This is a genomic window from Frankia sp. CoBUL1 (assembly GCF_978021245.1).
Window position 1 is genome coordinate 1 of sequence record NZ_CDXDOS010000001.1, and the last position, 3,186, is coordinate 3,186.

The following is a 3,186-nucleotide window of genomic DNA, read 5'->3' on the forward strand; positions in this document are numbered from 1 at the left end:
ACCGGGGGCCGTGGCGGGGTCGGCGGTGGGACCGACGCGGCCGCCGCGGTGGAGGTCGTCGGCGCCGCAGCCGAATGGCGGCCGGTGGCCTGCCTGGCGGCTCCCTGGCGCTGGCGTGAATGCCGACCGGCCGAATGATTACCCACGGCGACCTCCGGGAGCGGTCCGGACGACGACGCCGACCGAGTCGCGGGGTTGCCCGGCGCGACCGGCCGTGATCGGAACGGTCATGTTGATGGTGCCCCTGGGCGAACGCGGACTCGCCACGGACCGCGGGCATAGGGCTCGATGAACCCGCACTGCGCCTCCGGCTGCATCGGTGTTGTGAGCCCCCCCGGGCCACACGGCACCCCCACGCGCGATGTCACCTTACCGGAAGGTGCCGGAGCGGCGCACTCCCCGGCAGATAGCTGCCAAGCGGCATTATCAATGACATAGTTCTGTGGTAATGCGGGCTCTGCCCGGCCGTCTGGGGCGCGGGGCCGCGCGCACGCCCCGGCCGGCCGGGCCACGGGCTGTGGAGTGCTGATCAGATCAGCGGACGGCTTTCAGATCACTCGATGGTCCAGGTCTCCCCACCAGCGACCAGCGACATCAGGTCCCCGTCGCCCTGGCGGGTCTTGGCGTCGGCGATCTGGGCGTTCAACGCCTCGTCGTAGGTCGGCGCGTCGACGTCGCGGAAGATGCCGATCGGGGTGACGCCGTGCGAGTCACCGGTGAGCCGGGACAGCGCGAACGCCTGGCTCGGATCGGCCGCCCAGGCGTCGTGGACGAGGACGTCCGGGCCGCCCGCCGGGACGACCTCGAGGCTGCCGTCCGGCGCCCGTCGAATGGCCTTGTCGCCCTCGGTGCCGAAGACGAGGGGCTCGCCGTGGGCCAGCTTCAGCGTCACGTCGTCCCGGCTGGTCCGGTCCTTGAGCGGGTCGAAGGCGCCGTCGTTGAAGATGTTGCAGTTCTGGAAGATCTCCACGAAGGCGGTGCCGGGGTGCTCCGCGGCCGCGCGCAGCACCGAGGTCAGGTGCGCCCGGTCGGAGTCGATGGACCGTCCGACGAACGTGGCCTCCGCCCCCAGCGCCAGCGACACGGGGTTGTACGGCCGGTCCAGCGAGCCGAACGGGGTCGACTTGGTGATCTTGCCGATCTCGGACGTGGGGGAATACTGCCCCTTCGTCAGTCCGTAGATCCGGTTGTTGAACATGAGGATCTTCAGGTTGACGTTGCGGCGCAGCGCGTGCAGCAGGTGGTTCCCACCGATCGACAGGGCGTCGCCGTCCCCGGTGACGACCCAGACCGACAGGTCGGGACGGGAGGCGGCGAGCCCGGTGGCGATCGCCGGCGCCCGGCCGTGAATGGAGTGCATCCCGTACGTCTGCAGATAGTACGGGAACCGTGAGGAACAGCCGATTCCGGAGATGAAGACGATGTTCTCCCGGGCCACCCCGAGATCAGGCAGGAACCCCTGGACGGTGGCGAGAATGGCGTAGTCGCCACATCCCGGGCACCACCGCACTTCCTGGTCGGAGGTGAAGTCCTTGCGGCTCTGCTGGGCCGGCGCGGCCGGCACCAGGTCGAGTAGCCGGTTACTGATGCCGCTGCGATTCGTCGTGACGGTCACTGGTTGATCACGTCCTCCAAGACGCCCGCCAGCTCCGCGGCCTTGAAGGGCAGCCCGCGAACCTGGTTGTAGCCGATCGCGTCGACGAGGTACTCGGCCCGGATCAGGGTCCTCAGCTGCCCGAGGTTCATCTCGGGAATCAGCACCTTGTCGTACGACCGCAGGATGTCCCCGGTGTTGGCGGGGAAGGGGTTGAGATGACGCAGGTGCGCCTGAGCGACGTGCATGCTCTTGGCGCGGACCCGGCGGCAGCCGGCCGCGATCGGGCCGTAGGTGGAGCCCCAGCCGAGGACGAGCAGCCGGGCCTGCCCGGACGGGTCCTCCACCTCCAGCGGCGCGACATCGTTCGCGATACCGTCGATCTTCGCCGCGCGCAGCCGCACCATCCGGTCGTGGTTGGCCGGATCGTAGGAGATGGCACCCTGGCCGTCCGACTTCTCGATGCCGCCGATGCGGTGCTCCAGACCCGCCGTGCCGGGGACTGCCCACGGCCGGGCGAGGGTCTCCGGATCACGCAGGTAGGGCCAGAACTCCGGCCCCTTCGGCCCGGTGTGGTTCGGCTCGGTGGCGAAGGCGACACTCAGGTCCGGCAGCTCCGAGCGGGTCGGCAGCAGCCACGGCTCCGAGCCGTTCGCCAGGTAGCCGTCGGAGAGCAGGAACACCGGCGTGCGGTACTTGGTAGCCAGGCGGGCGGCCTCGATCGCGGCGTTGAAGCAGTCCGCCGGGGAGCGCGGCGCGACGATCGGAACCGGAGCCTCGCCGTTGCGGCCGAACATCGCCTGGAGTAGATCGGCCTGTTCGGTCTTGGTGGGCAGGCCGGTGGACGGACCGCCGCGCTGGATGTCGACGATCACGAGCGGCAGCTCGAGACTGACCGCGAGGCCGATGGTCTCGCTTTTGAGCGCGACACCCGGGCCGGAGGTCGTCGTCACGCCGAGTGATCCGCCGAAGGAGGCACCGAGCGCGGCGCCGATGCCGGCGATCTCATCCTCGGCCTGGAAGGTCCGCACGCCGAACCGCTTGTGCCGGCTCAGCTCGTGCAGGATGTCCGAGGCCGGGGTGATCGGGTAGGAGCCGAGGAACACCGGCAGGCCGGTCAGCTCGCCGGCGGCGATCAGACCGTAGGACAGTGCCGTGTTCCCGGTGATCCGTCGGTAGGTACCGGCCTTCATCCGGGCCGGCGCCACCTCGTAGGTGACCGAGAAGGACTCGGTGGTCTCGCCGTAGTTGAAGCCGGCACGGAAGGCCGCGACGTTCGCCGCGGCGATCTCGGGCCGTTTGGCGAACTTCTTCTCCAGGAAGCCGACAGTGCTCTCGGTCGGCCGGTGGTACAGCCAGCTCATGAGGCCCAGGGCGAACATGTTCTTCGCTCGTTCGGCCTCCTTCTTGTTGACCCCGGCGCCGACACCCTCGGCGGCGTGCACCGCGTTGATGGTCATCGAGGTGAGCGGCACCCGATGCACCGTGTAGGCATCCAGCGTGCCGTCGGTCAGCGGATCCGTCGTATAGCCGGCTTTCTTGAGGTTGCCGCCGGTGAATGCATCGGTGTTGACAATGAGATTGGCCCCCGG

General features: G+C 69.3%; 2 protein-coding genes. Both read right to left on the reverse strand.

Annotated features, from left to right (window positions below; all coding sequences use genetic code 11):
• Positions 1-553: 553 nt before the first annotated feature.
• Positions 554-1,615: a 2-oxoacid:ferredoxin oxidoreductase subunit beta gene (locus tag AC08OX_RS00005; RefSeq protein WP_476605922.1), complete on the reverse strand. Its 1,062-nt coding sequence runs from the start codon at positions 1,613-1,615 to the stop codon at positions 554-556.
• Positions 1,612-3,186 (reverse strand): 2-oxoacid:acceptor oxidoreductase subunit alpha (locus AC08OX_RS00010; protein WP_476605923.1); only part of this gene is annotated, 1,575 nt, incomplete at its 5' end. The genes AC08OX_RS00010 and AC08OX_RS00005, both read right to left, overlap by 4 nt.